Source organism: Streptomyces sp. ISL-98 (genome assembly GCF_018614055.1).
Lineage (GTDB): Bacteria > Actinomycetota > Actinomycetes > Streptomycetales > Streptomycetaceae > Streptomyces > Streptomyces spiramyceticus.
Genome location: NZ_JAGGPB010000019.1, coordinates 299,872 through 317,017, shown reverse-complemented (window position 1 = coordinate 317,017; position 17,146 = coordinate 299,872). Strand labels below are relative to the sequence as shown.

Here is a 17,146-nt window from a genome sequence, read left to right as displayed (position 1 = left end):
CACGAGACACTAGGCTCCGTTACTGATCGCACGGAGGCGCGTACGAGAGGCGGGGCAGATACTCGTGCCATTTTTCCGGCGTCAGAACGCCCCGAGTGGTCGAGCAAATGCGACGAATGGCCTCGTCGACGTCCAGGTTCCACAGCCGGACGGTATCGGTCCCGCTCGACACTCCGAGCATGTGGCTTTTGGGGCTGAACGACAAGAAATTGCCTGTCTTGGCGTTGGGGCTCATCGATTGACCGATTGGAGCGGCCTTGGAGGGGAGGGTGACGTTCCAGAGTCGGACCGTGTTGTCGTTGCCACCGCTCGCCAGGGTGCTGCCGTCCTGGCTGAACGTCAGCGACACGACCGCTTCGGTGTGGCCGGTGAGGGGAGAGCCCAGCCGGGTTGCCTTGCGGGAGTCGGTGATGTTCCAGAGCCGGACCGTGTTGTCGTCGCTGCCGCTGGCCAATGTCTGGCCGTCCGGACTGTAGGCGAGCGCGTTGATGGGGCCGAGGTGCCCCGTGAGTGGCGCGCCGAGTTGGGCGGCATGACGTGGGCCGGCCACGTTCCACTGCCGGATGGTGTCGTCCGCGCTGCCGCTGGCGAGAGTGCGGCCATCTGGGCTGAAGACGAGGGAGTTGACGTAGCCCTTGTGGCCGGTGAGCGGCGCGCCAAGCGGAAGAACGTGGGACGGGTCGCTGACGTTCCACAACTGTATGGTCCGATCGTCATGGGCGGTTGCCAGCGTGTGCCCGTCTGGGCTGAATGCGAGCGCGCCGGGGCCCGCGAACCGTGTCCGCAGCGCGACGGGCGGCCCGTAGGGGACAGGCCGAGTCGGGTTGGTGACGTTCCACAGCTGCACTGCGCGGCTTCCCGTCAGCACCGCGAGTGTGCGGCCGTCGGGGGAGAACGCCAGCGAACGCACATCACCCTCCCCAGGCATGAACGGTTTGCCCAGCGACACGGGTCGGTCGGGAGTCGCCACGTTCCACAGCCGAACCCTTCCGTCGCGCGCCGCCGTGGCCAGCACCTGCCCATCCGGGCGGAACGCTCCGATTCGGCCGATCATGTCCGACGTCGGTATCGACCACAGACGGACCTTGTTGTCGCCACTCCCGGTGGCGAGGGTTCGGCCATCGGGGCTGAAGCCCAAGGCGTAGATCTCGCCGCTGCTCCCTGCGAGAGGCTCGCCGACCTGCGACGGGTATGCCGGATCACTGACGTTCCACAGGCTCGCCGTGCTGTCGGCGCTGGCGGCGGCGAGCATTGTTCCGTCGGGGCTGAAGGCGACTGACCATACGGGACCGGTGTGGCCGGTGAGCGGCGCGCCGAGCGGTGTCGCGTGACGTGGGTCGGCCACATTCCAGAGCCGGATGGTGTCGTCCGCGCTGCCGCTGGCGAGGGTTTGGCCATCGGGGCTGAAGGCCACGGAGTGCACCGTGCCCGTGTGGCCGGTCAGCTTCGCGTCGATCGGCATCGGATGACGCGGATCGGCCACGTCCCACAGTCTGATCGTGTCATCGTCGCCACCGGCTGCCAGCGTCCGTCCGCCAGGGCTGAACGCCACGGAGCGCACGGCGGCGGTGTGGCCGGTCAACGCACCGAACGCCTTCGGTCGGCGCGGGTCGCTCATGTCCCACAGTCGAACGGTGCGATCTTCGCTGGCGGAGGCCAGAGTGTGTCCGTCCGGGCTGAAGGCGAGCAGGTAGATCGTGCCGCCATGGCGGGTCAAGGGCGCACTGAGCGGGCGCGGGTGGTTGGGATCCTGCATGTTCCACAGCCGGACCCTGCCGTCGTCCGAAGCGCTGGCGAGGGTGCGGCCGTCCGGGCTGAAGACCGCGCTGCTCACCCAACTCGTGTGGCCGGTGAGGGGCTTGCCCAGCTGTTTGGGCCGAGTCGGGTCTGACACGTCCCACAGTCGAACGGTCCGGTCGTAGCTGGCGGTGGCCAGGATCCGCCCGTTCGGACTGAACGAGGTGAGGTACACGGCGCCGGTGTGGCCGAGAAGTGGTGTGGCCAGCGGTGCGTTCACGATCGAGATCAGCCGATTGTTCGCGCCCTCGTCGTTCGGCCGCAAGCGGTGAGCCACCAGGTCGAGTTGAGCGGACAACGACGGGTCCGTGTACTGGACGCGATCGGCTTCGGCGACCACCTGCTCGAACACCGCATCGTTCCGCTGCTGCCACGCGACCACCGCCGAACCGACGGCCAGCATCGCCAGGACGACCAGAGCCGACACCGCACCACGGCTGATCCAGACTGTGCGCTTGCGCAGCCTGACCGAAGCAGCCAGGAATTCCACCGCGATCCGTGTCAGGAAGGTGTCACCGGCGGATTTCGCCCAGTTGTGGGCCTGCTCCAGACGGGAACCCCGGTAGAGCAGTGACGTATCGCGGTTCGACCCTTCCCAGGCCCTGCCGTCCTCTTCCAGCCGCTGGCGCAGCAGGTTGCCGTTCCTGTCCTCGTTGATCCAGTCACGCAGGCGTGGCCAGGCGTGGAGCAGCGCTTCATGGGTGATCTCCACGGTCTCCGCGTCGAGTGTCACCAATCGGGCGCTAACCAGTGCTTCGAGCGATTCCTCCGTCTTGTTGGGGTCCGTTGACTCCTCCGCCAGTTGGCGCCGCGTCCCCCGCCTACGGGTGGCTTGCGTGTCTTCGCCCAGCCGGACCAGCCTGAGGAGGAGCAGTCTCGTGGCCGCGCGTGCTGCCGGGTCGAGGCTGGACCAGGCCCGCTCGGCGGTCGCCGCGACCGCTCCCTGGATTCCGCCCGCCGCGCGGTAGCCGGCCAGCGTCAGCCTTCCCGCCTTTCGGCGCTGCCAGGTGGCGAGCAGGGCGTGGGAGAGGAGCGGCAGACCCCCCGCGTTGTGCGCCCCGCGGGGGCTGTCAGCGCTCAATTCCCGGACGATCAGTTCTGCCAGCCCCGGTTCGAGTTCCAGGCCCACGGCCTTGGCCGGGCCGGTCACCGCTTCGCGCAGCTCCGTGGTGGTCAGCGGCCCGAGCACCATGTGCCGGTGCTGCAGCGCGTCGGCCAGTTCGGGATACCCGAGGCATTGCTCGTAGAAGTCGGCGCGTATGCCGAGGACTACGAGCACGGGGGCTGGGTCACCGGGGCCGGGGGGCGAGCACGCAGCGTGGAGGAGCTGGATGAAAGTGCGCCTGTGCGCCTCGTCGGAGCAGAGGGTGAACGCCTCCTCGAACTGATCCACGATGACGACCTGACGGGCGGCGGAGGATGTCTCGCGTTGTGCCCATGACGTGACGGCCTTCCTCACCACGTGCGCGAATTGCGGAGTACCGGGCTCCTTCGCCGCCGGTTCCTCCGCGGCAGAGACGACGTGCGCGAGCTCAGGGATCCGGCGGGTCAGCTCCGCGAGAGGATCGCCTCCCGGCGCGAGCTGCAGAACCCCCCTTGCCTGGCTGTTCTCGTCCCTCAGTGCGCCGTTCTGCAATGCGGGCACCAAGCCGGCGTTCAGCAGGGAGGATTTTCCCGCACCTGAGGCGCCCACGAGCATGACCAGGCCACCAGTCTTCTCCGCTGCGCGGAGCTGAGCAATGAGGGCATCCGTGCTCCGCTCGCGGCCGAAGAACCACCGGGCGTCTTGCTGACGGTACGAAGCCAGCCCCCGGTATGGGCACACACCGGGGACGGCCGGGGCTTCGACCGCGGGTCGTTCTTCCTCTTCCGCGGATGTCGCGACCCGGTCGCCGACCGGGTCGGCCACCGCGCGCTCCCATAGGCGCTGCCACTTGGCCAGGTCGTACAGGGCCGTGGACACGGGCGCGGGCCGCAAGCGCCGCGCTTCGGGAATCAGGATGTGCAGCACCACTGCGAGGGCGGCGAACTGGGCAGGCACGTTCTTGGCCCGTCGCCAGTCGCTGATCCGTTGAGCGGACACCCGCACGGGCCGCCCTCGTTCGTCGACCCGCTGAAGCCGGACGACCGCCTCGGCCACGCGCTTGAGGGGAGGGTTACCGGCCTCCTTGTACAGCAGCGCGAGACGTTCCGCGAAGGCTGTGCGTGCCCCTGAGTCGGAACTCAAGGTCTCCACCCCTTACTTCCCCCGCACCTGGACATCCGGACCGGAAAACTCACCTTAGATGGCTGACCTGCGGTTAAGTCGTTGGCCCGATGCCGGAGCCTCCTCGGCGTGAGCCACAGCTGGCAGGATCTCGACGCAGTAGCGAATCAACCGGGCGTCGCCCAGATAGGCCACCAGCTCAACGCTCGGAGAGACAACTCATGATGCCGCATCTTCTCGGTCAGCTTCCGTCGGAGTTACGAGACGGTGGCGACGGTCTCGTCGCGTGAGTTTGAGAGATCCCGTGGAGCCAGTCCCATCCGGGCTGCTATCGCGTCGACCACGGGTCCGGCCTTGCCTTGATCCGCGCCGGTACGGCGCGGATCGACGCCGCCCGTATGGTTCGGCACCGGTCCCCACGAGGGGAGGGACCGGTGCCGAACCATACGGCGTGTGGAGGACGCGTAGGTCAGTACGCGGCTGTCCGGCGTGGACAGCGATCGCATGCCGTTCGCGAGCAGCCAGTGGCAGCCGATCACTGCGATGGGCCGCGAATGCTTCGGTCGGCCACAGAGGGCGCCGACATAGACGACGCAGAAGCGGTCGTCCTCTCACGGGAGAGCGGCCTCTTTGGCGTTTGCAGGGGCGTCGAGGTGACCCTGATCGCACCGCCTCCGGTGCTGTCTCACTCCTGCGCCACTCCCCGGGGAGTGAGATTTCCATGATCCACTCCCCACTCACTCCCGAGACGGCCCCGGAGAATGCATCAGGCCCGGTTCCCTAAGAAGGAAACCGGGCCTGACCTGGTGTTTCAGCTGTCGGGGTGGCGGGATTTGAACCCACGACCTCTTCGTCCCGAACGAAGCGCGCTGCCAAGCTGCGCTACACCCCGATTGTCGCGCGCGTTGCGGCGACATCGATTACTTTAGCGGACGCGCGGCCGGAGACGAAATCCGGTTTCTGCGCCCCGCCACCGTACGCCCGGGTCAGGGGCGCTCCGTCAGCGTCAGCAGGGTCGCCTCGGGCGGGCAGGCGAAGCGGACCGGGGTGTAGCGGTTGGTGCCGCAGCCTGCTGAGACGTGGAGGTACGAGCGGTGGCCGCCGGCCTCGTGGGTGGAGAGGCCCTTGACCCGGGCGGTGTCGAGGTCGCAGTTGGTGACGAGCGCCCCGTAGAAGGGGATGCAGAGCTGGCCGCCGTGGGTGTGGCCGCCCAGGATCAGCGGGTAGCCGTCGGCCGTGAAGGCGTCGAGCGAGCGCAGATACGGGGCGTGGACGACGCCGATCGAGATGTCGGCGCCGGCCTCCGGGCCGCCCGCCACCTCGTCGTACCGGTCGCGCTTGATGTGCGGGTCGTCGACGCCGGTGAAGGCGATCTCCATGTCGTCGAGCTTGAGCCGGCCGCGGGCGTTGCTGAGGTTCAGCCAGCCCGCCGAGTCGAAGGCGTCGCGCAGCCGCTCCCAGGGGTTGTGCACGACGCCGACCGCCGGCGCGTTGCCGTTGAGGCCGTGCTTGCCCTGGGCCTTCTCGATGAGGTAGCGGGCGGGGTTGCGCAGCTTCGGCCCGTAGTAGTCGTTGGAGCCGAAGACATAGACGCCGGGAAAGTCCATCAGCGGGCCGAGCGCGTCCAGCACCTCTGGTACGCCCTCCGAGTCGGAGAGGTTGTCGCCCGTATTGACGACGACGTCGGGGCGCAGGCCCGCCAGCGACTGGAGCCACCGCTGCTTCTTGCGCTGCCCGCCGACCATGTGGATGTCGGACACCTGGAGTACGCGCAGGGGCCGCGCCCCCGGGGGCAGCACCGGCACGGTGACTCGCCGGAGCCGGAACGAACGGGCCTCGAAACCGGCGCCGTAGGCGAGGCAGGCCGCGCCAACAGCCGTGATACCTGCGGTGACTTTCAGGGGGAGCCCGTAACGTGCGCGCATAAGTCCATCGTCGCAGACCACCCGTGCGCAGGAAATCGGCGGGCAGTCATGCGGGCTCACCTGCCACACTGAGCCCCATGACCTCGCTCAAGTCCAAGCTCCAGGAAGACCTCACCACCGCCATCAGGGCGCGTGACGAGCTGACCTCGTCCACGCTCCGGCTGACCCTCACCGCGATCACCAAGGAGGAGGTCGGCGGCAAGACGGCGCGCGAGCTCTCCGACGACGAGGTGCAGAAGGTCATCGCCAAGGAGGCGAAGAAGCGCCGCGAGGCGGCCGAGGCCTTCGCCCAGGGCGGCCGGACGGAGTCCGCCGAGCGCGAGAAGGCCGAGGGCGCGATTCTCGATGCGTACCTGCCTCAGCAGCTGAGCGACGACGAGCTGACCGCGATCGTCGGGCAGGCCGTCGAAGAGGCGAAGGCGGCGGGCGCCGAGGGGCCGCGCGCGATGGGTGCGGTCATGAAGATCGTGAACCCGAAGGTCGCCGGCCGCGCCGAGGGCGGCCGGGTGGCAGCCACGGTGAAGAAGCTCCTGGCGGGCTGAGCCCGGCAGCAGCAGTAGGCAGTAGCTGTAGGAGTACGTACGTCGAAGGGGCCCCGGGGCCCCTTCGACGTACGTACTACCGCGTCCTACGGCCAGTTCCCGCCGTTGTCGTTCCCGCCGCGGCCGTGGCCGTTGCCGCCGATCAGGTCCGGCGGGATGGAGATGTCGGGCCAGGGCTTGTCGCCACCGTCGCCGGGCTTGCCGTCGTCGCGGCCGCCGCCGTCGTCGTCATCGCGGTCTTCGTCCTTGTCCTTGTCCTTCTCGGGCTCCGGAATGTTGACCGTGTTGAAGCCGGGCGCGGGCTTGCCGTCCAGCGCGCCGCTCATCGCGTCCTTCCAGATCGGACCGGGGACCTGACCGCCGAACACCTTGTCGTGGTAGACCCCGCCGATGGTGATGTCCACCATGGGGATCTGCTTGGCGCCGGCCGCGCCGACCCAGACCGCGCCGGCCAGGTTCGGTGTGTAGCCGACGAACCAGGCGTTGTGGCGGCTGTCCGTCGTACCCGTCTTACCCGCGTTGTCCCGGCTCGTGAGCCCCGCCTGCTGGCCCGTACCGGAGTCGACCACGCCCTTGAGCAGGGTGTTTATGGTGTCCGCTGTCTCCTCGGACATCGCCCGCGAGCAGGTCGACCGGGGCACCGGCAGGTTCTCGCCCTGCGCGGTCTTCACCGACTCCAGGAAGATCGGCGTGCAGTACGTGCCGCGGTTGGCGAAGGTCGCGTACGCGTTCGCCATGGTCAGCGGCGACATGCCCTCCGTACCCAGCGAGATCGCGGGCACTTCCTTCAGCTTCTCGCCGTTGGCCTGCACCACACCAAGCTTGCCCGCCATCTGCGTCACCGGGCAGATGCCGATCTCGGAGATCATCTGGACGAAGTAGGTGTTGACCGACTTCGCCATGGCCTCCTTCATCCGGTACGGGCCGACCTCGGCCTCGTTCTCGTTCTCGACCTGGTCGCCGCCGGAGTTGACCCAGGGCTTGTCACACGTCTGTACGGGGCTCGGGTACGGCATGTCGTACGGCGCCGGGTAGCTCTTGGTCGCCGGAATGCCGGACTCTATGGCCGCAGCCGCCACGAACGGCTTGAAGGTCGAACCGGTCGGGAAGCCGTAGGCCGAGCCGCCCCTGTTCTTGTCGGCCGAGAAGTTGATCACTGTCTCGTTGGTCCCGAAGCCGTACGGCCTGGACTGGCCCATGCCGAGGACCTTGCCCGTGCCGGGCTCGACCAGCGTGACGGCCGTCGCGATCTTGTCGGACTGGTAGACGTGACCCTTGATCGACGCCTGCACCGACTCCTGCGCCTGCGGGTCGAGCGTCGTACGGATCTTCAGGCCGCCCTGGTTCCAGATCTTGGCCCGGTCCTCCTTCGTCTTCCCGAAGGCCGGGTCGGCGTGGAAGACCTCGCGCACGTAGTCGCAGAAGAAGCCCGCGCCGCTGACCGCCGTGATGCAGCCGTTCTTCGGCTTGCTGACGTTCAGCTTGATCGGGGTGGCCTTCGCCCGGTCGGCGTCGGCCTGCGAGACGTCGCGGACGTCGGCCATGCGCTGGAGCACGGTATTGCGCCGCTTCGTCGCCTCTTCGGCGTCGTTGACGGGGTCGTAGCGGCTCGGCGACTGCACGATGCCGGCCAGCAGCGCGGCCTCCTCCAGCTTGAGGTCCTTGGCGGACTTGCTGAAGTAGCGCTTGGACGCGGACTCGATGCCGTAGGCCTGCTGCCCGAAGAAGGTGATGTTGAGGTAGTTCTCGAGGATCTTCTTCTTGCCCAGCTCCTCCTCGACCTGGATCGCGTACTTGAGTTCGCGCACCTTGCGGCCGAGCGTCTGCTGGGTGGCCTGGGCGACCTTGGTGGGGTCGTCGCCGGCCTCCTCGACGAAGACGTTCTTGACGTACTGCTGCGTGAGGGTCGACGCGCCCTGCGATACGCCGCCCGACTGGGCGTTGCGGTTGACCGCGCGCAGCACGCCCTTGAGGTCGATCGCCCCGTGGTCGTAGAAGCGCGCGTCCTCGATCGCGACGATCGCCTTCTGCATGTACGGGGAGATGTCCTTCAGCTCCACGACGGTGCGGTCACGCGAGTAGACCGTGGCAATGTTGCCGCCCTGCGCGTCCAGGATCGTGGTGCGCTGACTCAGCGGTGGCGTCTTGAGATTGGCGGGGATCTCGTCGAATCCCTCGACCGTTCCCTTGGCCGCGAGACCCAGCGCTCCGGCCGCCGGCAGTGCGATGCCCGCCAGCACGGCCCCGGACAGCGCGGCGACACCGACGAATTTGGCGGCCTGCTGGGTCCCCGTGAGACCCCCGCCCGAGCGCTTCTTTGGCATGAGGGCAGCCTACGTTCTCATTCGCCGGACACACGTATATGCCTTGGCCTAAGCTGCTCTCAACTGTCACAGCAGTGCGGTTTCGCATCAAGCCCCCTGGCACCAAAGGCATCAACTCCGTCAGTCCCGAATCTGGCAGAGCTGTGTCCGGAGCTTGTCCAGAGCTGTGTCCGAATCAGCCTCATGCGTCACGTGTTGACCGTTGCGACTCGGCTGAACTGCCCTGCTTCGCCGGGTTGATCACGTATGCCCTTGCCTCACTCCGTCGGGTGATCTGTCGCTTACGCATAGTCCGTTCGGGCCATTCAAGATTGGGCCCGAAGGGGGTGTTGCGCTGTGCCCACCTTCCGTAACGTCCTCAACTGGTGGCGGTGAATATGCCGCTGCCGCCGTGGGGGAGCCTCGATTCGGGAGAGGACGGCGCCGGCATGGGCTGGGTAACCGACTGGAGTGCGCAGGCAGCCTGCCGCACTACCGATCCGGATGAACTGTTCGTACAAGGTGCAGCGCAGAACAGGGCCAAGGCGGTGTGCACCGGATGTCCGGTGCGGACCGAGTGCCTGGCGGATGCGCTGGACAACCGCGTCGAGTTCGGCGTTTGGGGCGGAATGACGGAACGGGAGCGGCGCGCATTGTTGCGCAGGCGCCCCACCGTCACCTCCTGGCGCCGGCTGCTGGAAACCGCACGTACTGAGTACGAGCGCAGCACGGGCATTCTGCCCGAAGGCGAAGAAGACGAGGCGTACGTCGAGTACGCAGCGGTGGGTTAGACGGACTGGACAGAAGTGCCGAGGGAATCGGCGTGATCGGTGGCGACCAGGTCACCGATGGCCCGGAGCCCCGCGAGGTCGTGCACATCGCCGGGCAGGGCAGCCACTTCGGCCACGGCCACCTCGGGGTGGAGTGCGGTGAAGCGGTCGCGCGTTCGCTGTTCACGCGCGAGCACATGCATGCGTTCGGCATGCAGGCGCAGCAGACCCGCGGTCAACTGCTCGACGGAGTGGCCCTGGTTGTTGTCCGATGTGTCATTGCCCGGGTTGTCATGACCCGCGTTGTCACTGGCCGGGAGGTCATTGTCCGGTGAGGGAGCCGGATCCGGGGTGCCCGGTGCGGCCTCGGCATCGGGAGAGGCGGCCGAGGAGTCACGAACTCCAGCCTTCCCGGCCTCCTGATCCACAATGCGACCCTCGCCAAGATTTTCTGCGGCGGCAAGTGCCCGCTCGGCCGAGAGCTGAGGGGCGCCGCTGCCGTGGACCCTGTTGAGTACGAGCCCGGCCAGCGGCATCTCCTCCGCCGCCAGCCGCTCGACGAAATACGCCGCCTCGCGCAGCGCGTCCCGCTCCGGGGCGGCGACCACCAGGAACGCCGTACCGGGCGCCTGGAGCAGCCGGTACGTCGCGTCCGCGCGGGTGCGGAAGCCGCCGAACATGGTGTCCATGGCGGCCACAAAGGTCTGCACGTCACGCAGCAGCTGACCCCCCATCAGCTTGCTCAGGGTGCCCGTCATCATCGACATGCCGACATTGAGGAACTTCATCCCGGCCCGGCCGCCCACCTTCGCGGGAGCCATCAGCACCCGGATGAACTTGCCGTCCAGGAACGACCCGAGCCGCTTCGGCGCGTCCAGGAAGTCCAGCGCGGAACGGCTCGGCGGGGTGTCCACGATGATCAGGTCCCACTCGTCGCGGGCACGCAACTGGCCCAGCTTCTCCATCGCCATGTACTCCTGCGTGCCCGCGAAACCGGCCGACAGGGACTGGTAGAAGGGGTTCTCCAGGATCGCGCGGGCCCGCTCGCCGTCCGCGTGCGCCTCGACGATCTCGTCGAAGGTCCGCTTCATGTCGAGCATCATCGCGGACAGTTCACCACCGGCCGACTCGTCCACCCCCTTCACCCGGCGAGGCGTGTTGTCGAGCGCGTCGATGCCCATGGACTGGGCGAGCCTGCGCGCCGGGTCGATGGTGAGGACGACGACCTTCCGGCCGCGCTCGGCCGCCCGTACCCCCAGAGCCGCCGCAGTCGTCGTCTTGCCGACGCCGCCCGCGCCGCAGCACACGATGATGCGGGTGGCGGGGTCGTCGAGCAGCGGGTCGACCTCCAGGGCGGGCGACGCGTCCATGGTGCTGATGCCGGTCATGGTGTCCGTCGTGGTCTTCACGGTCACGAAGTCCCCCCAGGGGCGATAAGGCTCCGCAGTTCCTTCGACAGCCGGTAGAGCCCGGCGAGGTCCACGCCGTCGCCGAGCAGCGGGAGTTCGTACCTGGGCAGGTCGAGCCCGGCCAGTACGGCGCGCTGCTCGCGCTCCAGCTCGACGCGCTGCGCGTGCTCCGCGGCCTGTTCCAGCAGCGGGTCGACGAGGCGTTCGGCGAGGCCGCCACGGCGTGCGCCGCCCAGGCCGGCCAGCGACAGCGTCTTGGCGACGGCGCTGCGCTGCTCGCCAGCCGCGGTGCGCAGGGCCTCCTCGTCGAGGAGGTGCGGGCGGACCATGTTCACGATGACGTTGCCGACGGGCAGCTCGGCGGCGTGCAGCTCGGCGATGCCGTCGGCGGTCTCCTGGACCGGCATCTCCTCCAGCAGCGTCACCAGATGCACTGCTGTCTCGGGCGACTTGAGTACGCGCATCACGGCCTGCGCCTGATTGTGTATCGGGCCGAACCTGGCCAGGCCCGCCACCTCGTCGTTCACATTGAGGAAGCGGGTGATGCGGCCGGTGGGCGGCGCGTCCATCACGACGTAGTCGTACGCGTAACGGTTCTTCTTGTCCCGGCGGCGGACCGCTTCGCATGCCTTGCCGGTCAGCAGCACGTCTCGGAGACCGGGCGCGATGGTGGTGGCGAAGTCGATCGCGCCGAGCTTCTTGAGCGCCCGGCCGGCCCCTCCGAGCTTGTAGAACATCTGGAGGTAGTCGAGAAGCGCGCGTTCGGCGTCTATCGCGAGGGCGTACACCTCCCCGCCGCCCGGTGCGACCGCGATCTTTCGCTCTTCGTACGGAAGCGCTTCCGTCTCGAAGAGCTGCGCGATTCCCTGCCTGCCCTCGACCTCGACGAGGAGGGTGCGTTTGCCCTCTGTCGCGAGGGCGAGCGCGAGGGCCGCGGCCACCGTGGTCTTTCCGGTACCGCCCTTGCCGCTGACGACCTGGAGCCTGCTCACGTCTTTGAGCCTAACCAGTCGCTGCGCGGGCTACGCAGGAGGTGTCTGTGGCAGGCACTACAGTCGGCGTATGACCAAGTGGGAATACTCGACCGTGCCCCTTCTCGTGCACGCGACCAAGCAGATTCTGGACACCTGGGGCGAGGACGGCTGGGAGCTCGTCCAGGTCGTGCCCGGGCCGAACAACCCCGAGCAGCTGGTGGCCTACCTGAAGCGGGAGAAGCAGGCATGACCGGTGTTGTCGAGGCGAAGCTCGCAGAGCTCGGCCTGACGCTTCCGGAGGTCGTACCTCCGATCGCCGCATACCAGCCGGCCGTGCAGTCGGGCGTGTACGTCTACACCGCGGGCCAGCTCCCGATGGTCGAGGGCAAGCTTCCGTGCACCGGCAAGGTCGGCGCGGAGGTCACCCCGGAAGAGGCCAAGGACCTGGCGCGTACGTGCGCGCTGAACGCACTGGCAGCCGTCAAGTCCATCACCGGCGACCTGGACCGCATCGCGCGCGTCGTCAAGGTCGTCGGCTTCGTCGCGTCCGCCGCGGACTTCACCGGACAGCCTGCTGTGCTGAACGGCGCGAGCGAGCTGCTCGGCGCGGTGCTCGGCGACAAGGGCGTCCACGCGCGCAGCGCGGTCGGCGTGACTGTGCTGCCGCTCGATGCCCCGGTCGAGGTCGAGATCCAGGTCGAGCTGGTCCAGGACTGACCACTCGAACATCCTGGTGGTTGGTCGTAGCATCCGGCCATGTCCAATGGTCAGTGGTACCCACCCGAATGGCCCGACCGGATTCGCGCCCTGGCGAACGGTGACCTCACGGCCGCGACCCCGAAGCGGGCCGCGACCGTGATGCTGCTGCGGGACGGCGATTCGGGCCCCGCCGTACACATGCTGCGCAGACGCGCCTCCATGGCTTTCGCCGGAGGCGCGTACGCGTACCCGGGCGGCGGCGTGGACCCGCGCGACGACGACCACCAGGTGGGCTGGGCCGGGCCCTCGCTCGATGCCTGGGCGCTGCGTCTGGGCGTGGACCCGGCGTCGGCGCAGGCCATCGTGTGCGCGGCGGTGCGCGAGACGTACGAGGAGGCGGGCGTGCTGCTCGCGGGCCCGACGGCCGACACCGTGGTCAGCGACACCACGGGCGACGACTGGGAGGCGGACCGGCAGGCGCTGGTCGCCAGGGACCTGTCCTTCGCGGACTTCCTCCAGCGGCGGTCACTGGTGCTGCGCTCCGACCTGCTGGGCGCGTGGGCGCGCTGGATCACTCCGGAGTTCGAGCCGAAGCGGTACGACACGTGGTTCTTCGTGGCCGCGCTGCCGGCCGGGCAGCGGACCCGTAACGCTTCCACCGAGGCGGACCGCACCGTGTGGATCAGCCCGGCGGAGGCGGCGGCGGGCTACGACAAGGGCGAGCTGCTGATGATGCCCCCGACGATCGCGACGCTGCGCGCACTCCAGCCGTACGCCACGGCCGCCGACGCCCTCGCGGGGGCGTCGGAGCAGGACATGACGCCCGTACTCGCGCAGGCGCGGCTGGTCGGCGACGAGCTGGTACTGAGCTGGCCGGGCCATGATGAATTCACCAAGCGCGTCGGGACGACGGGAGGCCGTCGGGACGACGGCAGGGGAGGTGCCGAATGACTGACGCAGCCGCACTGCCTGGTCAGCCCCGTGGTGGGGTGCTCTCCGGGCCCGCCACCGACCGGGCGGTCAATGTCCTGGCGCCCAACGCCTCCGCGATGACGCTCGACGGCACCAATACGTGGATCGTCTCCGAGCCGGACTCGGATCTGGCCGTCGTCATCGACCCGGGGCCGCTCGACGACGTACACCTGCGGACCGTGATCGACACCGCGGAGAAGGCGGGCAAGCGGGTCGCGCTGACGCTCCTCACGCACGGGCACCCCGACCACGCGGAGGGCGCGGCGCGCTTCGCCGAGCTGACGCGTACGTCCGTACGGGCCCTGGATCCCGCGCTGCGGCTCGGGGACGAGGGGCTGGCGGCCGGGGACGTGGTCACCACCGGGGGCCTGGAGATGCGCGTCGTGCCCACACCGGGGCACACCGCTGACTCGCTGTGCTTCCATCTGCCCGCCGACCGGGCCGTACTGACGGGGGACACGGTCCTCGGGCGCGGCACGACGGTCGTGGCGCACCCGGACGGGCGGCTCGGGGACTACCTCGACTCGCTGCGGCGGCTGCGCTCGCTGACGGTCGACGACGGGGTGCACACGGTGCTGCCGGGGCACGGGCCCGTACTGGAAGACGCCCAGGGCGTGATCGAGTTCTACCTGGCGCACCGCGCGCACCGGCTCGCGCAGGTGGAGACGGCCGTCGAGAGCGGGTACGTCAGCGCGTCGGCGGTGGTCGCGCACGTCTACGCGGACGTGGACCGGTCGCTGTGGCCGGCGGCGGAGCTCTCGGTGCTTGCGCAGCTGGAGTATCTGCGGGAGCACGGCCTGATCTAGGACGCGCGGGCAGGGCGGACGCGCGGGGGCCTGACCGTACGCCGTATGCACGCGAAAGGGCCGCCCTCCGGTGTTCCAGGGGGCGGCCCTTTCTGCGGTCGTACGGGCGCGTCGCGTACTAGCGCGAGCGCTTCGCGAGGCGCTCCACGTCCAGCAGGATCACCGCGCGCGCCTCCAGGCGCAGCCAGCCGCGGCCCGCGAAGTCCGCGAGGGCCTTGTTGACCGTCTCGCGGGACGCGCCGACCAGCTGGGCCAGCTCTTCCTGCGTCAGGTCGTGCACGACGTGGATGCCCTCCTCCGACTGCACACCGAAGCGGCGCGACAGGTCGAGGAGCGCGCGGGCCACGCGGCCCGGCACGTCGGAGAAGACCAGGTCGGACATCTGGTCGTTGGTCTTGCGCAGCCGGCGGGCGACGGCGCGGAGGAGGGCCGTGGCCACCTCCGGGCGTGCGTTCAGCCAGGGCTGGAGGTCGCCGTGGCCGAGGCCGAGCAGCTTGACCTCGGTCAGGGCCGTTGCGGTGGCCGTACGCGGGCCGGGATCGAAGAGCGACAGCTCACCGATCAGCTCGCCGGGGCCGAGCACGGCCAGCATGTTCTCGCGGCCGTCGGGGGAGGTGCGGTGCAGCTTCACCTTGCCCTCGGTCACCACGTACAGGCGGTCGCCGGGGTCGCCCTCGTGGAAGAGGGCGTCGCCGCGAGCGAGCGTCACCTCACTCATCGAGGCGCGGAGCTCCGCGGCCTGCTCGTCATCGAGCGCCGCGAAGAGCGGGGCGCGCCGCAGAACGTCGTCCACGAGTTCTCTCCTTGTCGACCTGCTCAGGGGGACCGTGGTCACCATGATGCCGGACGGTAAAACAGTGCGATCAATCACAAGTTTGACGTACCGGCGTGCCGGACTGTGCGGCAGGGGGCCGATTGGGTTGGCAATTGGCTGTGACCGGGGCGGATGTCGGTGCCGGGCTTTAGGCTGGCCGGGTGTCCAAAACGCCGGTGAGAGCGCAGGCCAAGGGGGCCGGACAGGTGACTGAAGGCCGCAATTCCGCTGTGGGCGAACAGCCCCCGGCTCAGCCCAAGCATGCCGCAAAAGTGCCCAAATTGCCCAAGGCGGCAAAGAGTCCCGCGTCCGAGTCGCGCCTGGCCATGGTCCGCCGGGCGCGCCGGATCAACCGTGAGCTGGCCGAGGTCTATCCGTACGCCCACCCCGAGCTCGACTTCGAGAACGCGTTCGAGCTGCTGGTCGCCACGGTCCTCTCCGCCCAGACCACCGACCTGCGGGTCAACCAGACGACGCCGGCGCTCTTCGCCAAGTACCCGACGCCCGAGGACATGGCGGCCGCGGACACGGAGGAGCTGGAACAGATCATCCGGCCGACGGGCTTCTTCCGTGCCAAGGCCCGGGCCCTGCTCGGCCTGTCCGCGGCCATCAGGGACAACTTCGGCGGCGAGGTCCCCGGCCGCCTGAAGGACCTGGTCACGCTGCCCGGCGTCGGGCGCAAGACGGCGTTCGTGGTGCTCGGCAACGCGTTCGGAGTGCCGGGCATCACCGTCGACACGCATTTCATGCGGCTCGCCCGGCGCTGGAAGTGGACCGACCAGGACGACCCGGTGAAGATCGAGGCCGAGATCGCCGAGATCTTCCCCAAGAGCGAGTGGACGATGCTCTCGCACCGCGTGATCTTCCACGGCCGCCGCGTCTGCCACTCGCGCAGGCCGGCGTGCGGCGCCTGCCCGATCGCGCATCTGTGCCCCTCGTACGGTGAGGGCGAGACGGATCCCGAGAAGGCCAAGAAGCTCCTCAAGTACGAGATGGGGGGCCAGCCGGGGCAGCGGCTGAAGCCCCCGGCGGCGTATGTGGAAGCGGGAGGGGCTCCCGGGAAGCCGGCGCCGCCCGTGGGCCAGGCCGGGTGACGGCATTACGCGGCCGGATTGCGCGGCCGCGGACGGCATTACGCGGAACCATCCGGCCCGTGACGGGCGTTGTGACGACGGGGGTGCCTATGACACGTGGGAGCGAGACGTACGACGGCAGGACGGCCGAGGCGGCCGGGCTGCCCGAGGTCACCGTGACGAGCCGTGGGCTGCCCGAGTGGCTCGAACCGGTGGAGCGTGTCGCCCGGTCCGTACGCCCCGAGCAGCTCAGCCGCTTCCTGCCGCCCGAAAGCGGTGCGGGGCGCCAGTCGGCCGTACTGATCCTGTTCGGCGAGGGCAGCAGCGGGAACGGTGGCGAGCCGGAGCTGCTGCTCATGGAGCGGGCAGGCAGCCTGCGCTCGCATGCCGGGCAGCTGAGCTTTCCCGGCGGTGCCCTCGATCCCGTCGACGGCGACCCGGAGACGACCGGACCGCTGAGGGCGGCGCTCCGCGAGGCCGAGGAGGAGACCGGACTCGACCCCTCCGGCGTCCAGATCTTCGGCGTGCTGCCGCGTCTCTACATCCCGGTCAGCAGCTTCGTCGTGACGCCCGTCCTCGGCTGGTGGCGTGAGCCGAGCCCGGTCGGCGTGGTCGATACGGCCGAGACGGCCAGCGTTTTCACGGTCCCCGTGGCGCATCTCACGGACCCGGCCAACCGCGTGACGAGCGTGCACCCGCGCGGCCACACCGGACCGGCATTTCTTGTCGAATCCGCCCTGGTCTGGGGTTTCACCGCGGGCGTCATCGACAAGATCCTTCACTTCGCGGGCTGGGAGCGGCCCTGGGACCGCTCCCGTCAGGTCCCGCTCGACTGGCACGCATGACAGGGTGGCTC

Annotated in this window: 14 protein-coding genes and 1 tRNA gene; 8 read left to right on the top strand and 7 right to left on the bottom strand. The window is 69.1% G+C overall.

Features of this window, described 5'->3' with window-relative positions; genetic code table 11:
- Nucleotides 1-19: 19 nt before the first annotated feature.
- The 3 genes from J7I98_RS14450 to J7I98_RS14440 form a co-directional block, all read right to left on the bottom strand.
- Nucleotides 20-4,033, bottom strand: coding sequence for a hypothetical protein (locus J7I98_RS14450; protein ID WP_214921056.1), 4,014 nt, complete (start codon nt 4,031-4,033; stop codon nt 20-22).
- Between the two features lie 788 nt (nt 4,034-4,821).
- A tRNA-Pro gene (locus tag J7I98_RS14445) sits at nt 4,822-4,895 on the bottom strand.
- Nucleotides 4,896-4,989: 94 nt separating this feature from the next.
- Nucleotides 4,990-5,928: a metallophosphoesterase gene (locus J7I98_RS14440; RefSeq protein WP_214921055.1), complete on the bottom strand. Its 939-nt coding sequence runs from the start codon at nt 5,926-5,928 to the stop codon at nt 4,990-4,992.
- A gap of 77 nt (nt 5,929-6,005) precedes the next feature.
- Here J7I98_RS14440 and J7I98_RS14435 point away from each other — a divergent pair, with 77 nt between their 5' ends.
- A complete protein-coding gene (locus tag J7I98_RS14435; RefSeq protein WP_214921054.1) occupies nt 6,006-6,470 on the top strand; it encodes a GatB/YqeY domain-containing protein in 465 nt (154 codons plus the stop codon).
- An 86-nt stretch (nt 6,471-6,556) separates the two neighbouring features.
- Here the strand turns inward: J7I98_RS14435 and J7I98_RS14430 are convergent, their stop codons facing one another.
- On the bottom strand, nt 6,557-8,794 hold the full coding sequence (locus J7I98_RS14430; RefSeq protein ID WP_214921053.1) for a transglycosylase domain-containing protein: 2,238 nt from the start codon (nt 8,792-8,794) through the stop codon (nt 6,557-6,559).
- Nucleotides 8,795-9,222: 428 nt separating this feature from the next.
- Between J7I98_RS14430 and J7I98_RS14425 the strand changes: the two genes are divergently transcribed.
- Nucleotides 9,223-9,564, top strand: coding sequence for a WhiB family transcriptional regulator (locus tag J7I98_RS14425; RefSeq protein ID WP_214921111.1), 342 nt, complete (start codon nt 9,223-9,225; stop codon nt 9,562-9,564).
- On the opposite strand, the gene J7I98_RS14420 is transcribed toward J7I98_RS14425, so the two are convergent.
- Together J7I98_RS14420 and J7I98_RS14415 are read right to left on the bottom strand one after the other, a co-directional pair.
- The gene (locus J7I98_RS14420; RefSeq protein ID WP_214921110.1) at nt 9,561-10,931 is read right to left on the bottom strand and encodes an ArsA family ATPase; all 1,371 of its coding nucleotides are present in this window, start codon (nt 10,929-10,931) and stop codon (nt 9,561-9,563) included. The genes J7I98_RS14425 and J7I98_RS14420 overlap by 4 nt on opposite strands.
- A gap of 23 nt (nt 10,932-10,954) precedes the next feature.
- Nucleotides 10,955-11,944, bottom strand: a complete 990-nt coding sequence (locus tag J7I98_RS14415; protein WP_214921052.1) for an ArsA-related P-loop ATPase — start codon at nt 11,942-11,944, stop codon at nt 10,955-10,957.
- A gap of 70 nt (nt 11,945-12,014) precedes the next feature.
- On the opposite strand from J7I98_RS14415, the gene J7I98_RS14410 reads away from it, so the two are divergent.
- From J7I98_RS14410 to J7I98_RS14395, 4 genes are read left to right on the top strand one after another with little or no spacing between them, the layout of a single operon-like run.
- Nucleotides 12,015-12,176, top strand: coding sequence for a DUF4177 domain-containing protein (locus J7I98_RS14410; protein ID WP_019355547.1), 162 nt, complete (start codon nt 12,015-12,017; stop codon nt 12,174-12,176).
- Entirely contained in the window at nt 12,173-12,643 is a 471-nt protein-coding gene (locus J7I98_RS14405) for a RidA family protein (RefSeq protein ID WP_214921051.1), read from the top strand. The genes J7I98_RS14410 and J7I98_RS14405 overlap by 4 nt, the downstream gene beginning before the upstream one ends.
- 39 nt (nt 12,644-12,682) lie before the next feature.
- Entirely contained in the window at nt 12,683-13,576 is an 894-nt protein-coding gene (locus J7I98_RS14400; RefSeq protein WP_214921050.1) for an NUDIX domain-containing protein, read from the top strand.
- On the top strand, nt 13,573-14,403 hold the full coding sequence (locus J7I98_RS14395; RefSeq protein WP_214921049.1) for an MBL fold metallo-hydrolase: 831 nt from the start codon (nt 13,573-13,575) through the stop codon (nt 14,401-14,403). Before J7I98_RS14400 ends, J7I98_RS14395 begins: the two co-directional genes overlap by 4 nt.
- Before the next feature lie 118 nt (nt 14,404-14,521).
- On the opposite strand, the gene J7I98_RS14390 is transcribed toward J7I98_RS14395, so the two are convergent.
- Nucleotides 14,522-15,196 carry a Crp/Fnr family transcriptional regulator gene (locus J7I98_RS14390; protein WP_014046869.1) on the bottom strand — a complete coding sequence of 225 codons (675 nt, stop codon included), beginning with the start codon at nt 15,194-15,196 and terminating at the stop codon, nt 14,522-14,524.
- Nucleotides 15,197-15,423: 227 nt separating this feature from the next.
- Between J7I98_RS14390 and nth the strand changes: the two genes are divergently transcribed.
- Nucleotides 15,424-16,311 carry an endonuclease III gene (gene nth / locus J7I98_RS14385; protein ID WP_214921048.1) on the top strand — a complete coding sequence of 296 codons (888 nt, stop codon included), beginning with the start codon at nt 15,424-15,426 and terminating at the stop codon, nt 16,309-16,311.
- Between the two features lie 89 nt (nt 16,312-16,400).
- Nucleotides 16,401-17,135, top strand: coding sequence for a CoA pyrophosphatase (locus tag J7I98_RS14380; protein WP_214921047.1), 735 nt, complete (start codon nt 16,401-16,403; stop codon nt 17,133-17,135).
- The last annotated feature ends 11 nt before the right edge of the window (nt 17,136-17,146 follow it).